The organism is Aestuariivivens marinum, assembly GCF_022662175.1.
Lineage (GTDB): Bacteria > Bacteroidota > Bacteroidia > Flavobacteriales > Flavobacteriaceae > Aestuariivivens > Aestuariivivens marinum.
Window position 1 is genome coordinate 1 of sequence record NZ_JAKMCR010000011.1, and the last position, 5,485, is coordinate 5,485.

The window sequence follows — 5,485 nt, forward strand, 5'->3', positions numbered from 1 at the left end:
CGCTAACACAGCATATAGCTTATGACGGGTAAACAGCTACCAGCAAGGTTTTAACCTTGCAGCCAGCTTTGGTTTCGGTGGACAGGAAAGTGCTTCGAAACCGCCACAAGCCATATGCAAACCGTTGTGCAACATTTGACAAAAATCAAGTGAAAGACAAAAAACAGATAATACGATTGATTGTGATTTTAGGAATTGGACTATTCCTTACTTATCGAATTTATCAATTCAGGTTTTCGAGTTTTATTTTTGACGGAATAATATTTGGCGGAATTGCACTCATTGGAATTGCCTATTGGATTTGGTCTACCACAAAAGATATTAAACAATACAAACTGACTAAAAGTAACCGATTTTTAATTGGACCAATATTAGGAACTTTATTTATCGGACTGATTATCGGACTAAATTGGAAAAATAACTCTGAATTCAATAAACCGACTTTAGTTCGTGCATATTATGACGGAGATTTTAACGGAACAAGTATTGACTTTAAAACAGACGGAACGTATATTTTCGATAATCACGCAATCGGATTTAGTGAATACATCTATGGGAAATATAAAATCAACGGACAATCAATTAGTTTGGACAGAAACGAAATTGATAATGTAATTAAATCTGACTTACTCGAAATTAAAGATATTGCCGAAAATGGAGTTGATTACTTGGCTGGAACATACATTTTACAGATTGAGTCAAATGGAAATGAGATAGAACGAGCGACTAAATTCAGAGTTGTAGAAGATAATAGAAAATGAAAAAACGTTGCACAACAATGTATAACCGCAATTACGGCGGATTCGACTACGTCCGAATCCACTCGGAATTGCTAAAGTCTGTACCAAACCGAAAATTAACGCATATTAACCCGTAACTGACGGTTATACGAGACCGTTGTAAGCTATTTCATAGAAACTAAAATGAAATATAAAATAAAAGGTGATTTTAATAGTGGACTTAAAGTATATTCGGAAAGTAGTCTGATAATGTTTTCTGAAGTTACACGTAGATGGTTTTCGCCTGATCTCACAAAAGTCTATACAAAAAACAACGACCTACTTATTACAATAAAACAAAAAGGATTCTTTAGTTCTTCTTATCAAATTCAATTTCAAAATTCTGAATTGATTGATCAAATTAATTCAATAAATAATTCGACTTTGTCATTTTCTGATGATAAAAGAATCGAATTTAAAAGTAAGTGGTCATCATTGTTAATGGATCCTTATTTTAGAATATTCTACAACAATTATGAAATCGGAATAGTAAAACTTAAAAGAATAGCCATCAATCTTGACTTTACATTAATAATAAAAGAAAACTTTGAACACCTGACTTATTTATTCATTTTTTTTCTCATTACACAATCGAACAAAGATTATGACTAATCAAAAAACAGCTTACAACACCATGTATAATTCATTGCTTCTGATTTTCCTCTCGGAAAATCCTCGCAACTTTACTATCTTAGTTTCTTAACACGAAAATCCTACGGATTTTCACGCAACGAAACTATACACAAACCGTTGGCTACAATTACCAATCACACACCAAAGAATGAAAAATTGGAATAAAATTGGAAAAATAAAAAGTTTAGTGATTTTAATTCTTTGTGTTCTGTCATTAATACTTGTGGATTTTAATGGAAAAGCGGAATCAAAAAATGACTTTTACATCGGAATTATTATTCTGACTTTTTTATTCATTGTTTTGTTTCTTCCTTTAATTACCAAATTTTGGAGTTTACTCGGATTTAAGTTTGAAAAACCGAATTGGAATGAAAACCCTATTACTTTTAAATTCTCAAAGAGTCTGAATTTTTTTCAGTTTATGGCTTTTTGGTTTATAAGTTCAGGTTTTATAAATGTTTTACTTATCGGAATTTTTAGTCAGAAATTTGATGGAGAAAGTGCTCATTTATTTTTTGCTGGAATTAGTCTTTTAATCGGAATAAAACTGAGCTTGAAATGGCTTAATAAAAGTAGAAACGGAAAAGAAAAAACTGTAGCCAACAATGTATAAAAATAATGCTAAATTTAGTGCTTAATCAAAGCTTAGTGCTATTTTGTTACGTCTGATTTTCCTTCGGAAAATCCTCGTACACAAAACCGCACTATTCTTATACGAGACCGTTGCCAGTAATTTGAGAAAATCGTGGAAATAACAAAAGAAGAGGTCGAAAAATTGATTGAATTAAAAGAGGAAAACACTTTTATTAATCATTTATGGACTGTAATTTCTCGTGATTTTCGTGTAAAAGGAGAAATAAGCTCCAATAAAGTAAAACTATGGAAACAAGGATTTTGGAGTATGACTATCTATCCAATTTTCACATTTGAGTTTAATGCTGAAATGCATTTAATCAATATTACCGACAAACAAAATCCAATCGGAAAAATATTGACAATTTTTATTTTACTGCCTTTAGTTATTTTAATTTTTGCTCAAGTAATAAATGATTTTGATTTTATTGAAAACTGGGAATTTATTACTCTGTTTGGAATAATTATATCATTATTAATTCTATTTACCCGAAAAGTATATAACTACGAAAAACAAAATCAACTTGAAATAATTTATGACCTTTTAGACATAGAAATCGAAGAAAAGACAATAGAAAAAGAATGGAGTTATAAAAAAATAATTACTCGGATTTTTATGTATCCTTTTTGCATTGGACTTATACTTTTAGCTGTATTCTTACTTTTTCCGAATGGAGAAATAATTAAAGCTATTGCAAGTCTTGCTATCGCTGGAGCTTATTTGTATACTGACATAAAAATATTAATAAGAAAAAAAACTACTGGCAACACCGTATAAAAAAAATTGCTAGTTTTAGCTAAACCAAAGTTAGTTGCTCGTTTGCTAGCATCTGATTTTCCTTCGGAAAATCCTCACACACAAACACGCAACTTTCCTTATACATAAACGTTACCTACCATTAGAAGAAACAGAATTGAATGAACAAAATACAGGAAATAAAAAAAGAAATTGTTAAACGAGGGATTGAGTTAAAAACTGGTGGATTTAGACCAACAAATTCAGAATCTGAAAGTTGGATTGGTAAAGTTTACTTGTTTAAGGAAAATGAAGAAATACCTAAAGACAACAATGGAGAATTAATGATTCCGTTATTTCAACTTTATCTTGAGAACTTGCCTTTTATTCCAGAGATTTTGTCTAATACAAAAGCATTAACTGTTTTTATTTCAAGTGAACTACCTGTTGACTTAACCGAAAACGGGAAAAATTGGATTATTAGGGAATATAAAAAAGATGACAAATTAGTATTAAAAGAATTAACTAATACTGAATCTTTTTTGAAGGCATTTCCATTAAAACCAGAAATTATTGAGGAAGATTACCCTGTTTGGGATGGAGGTGGATTATCTAGTGAGCAAGAAGATAAAATATTGGATTTAGAAAATTCAGGAGTTATCGAAGACTATTACGACATTACAGAAAATAAATATGGACATAAAATTGGAGGATATCCAAGCTTTTGCCAACCTGGAGTTGACTTTGGAGAAGATTTTGAATTTGCAATCCAAATCGCTTCTGACGAAAAAGCCAATTTAAATATAGTTGACAGTGGAACCATATTTTTAGCGAAAAATAGAAATACTGAAGAGTGGAAATACTATTGTGACTTCTACTAAAAAAAACGGTAGGTAACACGGTGTATAAAACATAGCTAATAAGTGTTAAATCGAAAGGGTTGTGTTTATTTAGAAAGTCCGCCAAATTTTTAATTTGGCTTTAAAAAAAAGAAAATTAAAAACAAAATATAAAAATTCGGCTCTGTGTTAATCCGAAAAGTTAGTGTCTTTTTGCACGCTACGTTTCATACACAAACCGTTGTGCGTCATTTTGATAAACTGACTAAATATCAATTAAATGGAAAAAGAATCTTTATTAAAACGGACATCTAAAACTGTTACAGATAGTTCTGAACAAATACTTACTCAGCTCAAAAATGGACTTTCTAAAATTGGTGACATCGGAACTAATACTAAAAATAAATTTATTGATTATGTAAAGGATGTATTTGAAGTATTACCATTAATTGAGAACGCTGGATTTAAAACAAATAGACTAATTGTTGGAATTTCGGTTCCACCCTCAATTGAAATACATTTTAGCAGATTTAAGGAATTGAGCGAAAAAGAAACGGAACGACTTCTTGAACTATACTCTGACCGTAAAATGTTTAAATTAATATTTAAAGCATTGAGAATGTCTAATGAATTTCAAAGAAAACTTTCATCAGATGATTTAGTTTTTAGCGAGACATGCATCGAAATTTCAATTCCTCCAAAAGTCAGTATAAAATATCTTAATAAAGACATTGCAAAATTGACCAAAATAGAAACCGAATTTGATTAAAAAAAACGTCGCACAACAACGTGTAACCCGCATTGCTTCTGATTTTCCTCATCGGAAAATCCTCGCAAGCGGAAAAGTCGGTGCTTTTTAGCTATTTTAGTAACCAAAACCACGCAACGGCGAGGTTACACAAACCGTTGTAGCCAATTTGAGAAAACGCATTTACTCTACCAAAAATATAGTTCACTCAATTTGACTTTGACCAACTAAAAGGCTGAATTAAGTTTGAGGAATTAAATCAAAATAAATGAATTGCAAAATAATATTTCCTCTTCTGACTTTAATTGTGTTTTTGATATCGTGCAAACCGACTTATAAAATAAAACCCTATTCATTGAGTCGGAACATTCAATTTTGTGATTCTTGCGACCAAAGAAAAGTTTGGTCTTCAAGTCCTAAAAAATCAATTGTTTTGGTTTCCGATTCGACTTTAAATTATACTCGCATAGTTGGACACATAGGTGCTACAACGAAAATCAAGTATAAGCTATCAAAGGACACTTTGATTTTAAAATCAACCGATATTTATGGAAAGAAAGTAGCTGATAATTTTAAAGGCTTTTCAAATCTTTATCTGATTAACAACGATAGTCTGACAAGCCTAAAGAATGAAGAAAAATATTATTCAGAAGCTTATGAAAAAAGGATTTACAAAAAACCCATCGGATTTTACATTGTTTACAATAATAAAGCATACAAAATAAAAAGCCAGAAAAGTGCTGACCGAGTGCTCGGAAAAATTGAAAATATGGATACAAATAGGTTTATCGAATTAGATAGAGACTTTGCGAAAAATAAATACGGAATAAATATAAAATATAAAACACTCGAATATAAATAAAAACTGGCTACAACACCGGCTATAGTTCATTGCTTCTGACTTTCCTTTCGGAAAGTCCTCGCAAATTTGCTATCTTCGGTTTACGGCGGAAAATCCTTGCGGATTTTCACGCAACGAAACCATAGCCCAACCGTTGGCAATAATTTTGAAAAAAAACTGCTCTATATTGATCGTTGTCGTTTCAATGATGTTGATTTCATGTGGTCGTAATGAACATGAAAAAAAACTCTATGGAAAATGGTATGAACTGGAAAG

7 protein-coding genes are annotated in these 5,485 nt (G+C 30.9%); all 7 read left to right on the forward strand.

Annotated features, from left to right (window positions below):
• Positions 1–56: 56 nt before the first annotated feature.
• The gene (locus MR053_RS13880; RefSeq protein ID WP_242133000.1) at positions 57–761 is read left to right on the forward strand and encodes a hypothetical protein; all 705 of its coding nucleotides are present in this window, start codon (positions 57–59) and stop codon (positions 759–761) included.
• A 162-nt stretch (positions 762–923) separates the two neighbouring features.
• Positions 924–1,391, forward strand: a complete 468-nt coding sequence (locus tag MR053_RS13885) for a hypothetical protein (RefSeq protein ID WP_242133001.1) — start codon at positions 924–926, stop codon at positions 1,389–1,391.
• Between the two features lie 169 nt (positions 1,392–1,560).
• Positions 1,561–2,025 (forward strand): hypothetical protein, encoded by a 465-nt coding sequence (locus MR053_RS13890; RefSeq protein WP_242133002.1) that lies wholly within the window; start codon positions 1,561–1,563, stop codon positions 2,023–2,025.
• A gap of 132 nt (positions 2,026–2,157) precedes the next feature.
• A complete protein-coding gene (locus tag MR053_RS13895) occupies positions 2,158–2,823 on the forward strand; it encodes a hypothetical protein (protein ID WP_242133003.1) in 666 nt (221 codons plus the stop codon).
• Positions 2,824–2,963: 140 nt separating this feature from the next.
• Entirely contained in the window at positions 2,964–3,662 is a 699-nt protein-coding gene (locus tag MR053_RS13900; protein ID WP_242133004.1) for a DUF1963 domain-containing protein, read from the forward strand.
• 238 nt (positions 3,663–3,900) lie between these two features.
• Positions 3,901–4,389 (forward strand): hypothetical protein, encoded by a 489-nt coding sequence (locus MR053_RS13905; RefSeq protein WP_242133005.1) that lies wholly within the window; start codon positions 3,901–3,903, stop codon positions 4,387–4,389.
• 334 nt (positions 4,390–4,723) lie between these two features.
• Entirely contained in the window at positions 4,724–5,230 is a 507-nt protein-coding gene (locus MR053_RS13910) for a hypothetical protein (RefSeq protein ID WP_242133006.1), read from the forward strand.
• Positions 5,231–5,485 lie beyond the last annotated feature (255 nt).

Excerpts from the sequence above, each read along its gene's own strand:
- MR053_RS13885 (WP_242133001.1), top strand. The coding sequence starts at position 924 with ATGAAATATAAAATAAAAGGTGATTTTAATAGTGGACTTAAAGTATAT.
- MR053_RS13890 (WP_242133002.1), top strand. The coding sequence starts at position 1,561 with ATGAAAAATTGGAATAAAATTGGAAAAATAAAAAGTTTAGTGATTTTA.
- MR053_RS13900 (WP_242133004.1), top strand. The coding sequence starts at position 2,964 with ATGAACAAAATACAGGAAATAAAAAAAGAAATTGTTAAACGAGGGATT.
- MR053_RS13905 (WP_242133005.1), top strand. The coding sequence starts at position 3,901 with ATGGAAAAAGAATCTTTATTAAAACGGACATCTAAAACTGTTACAGAT.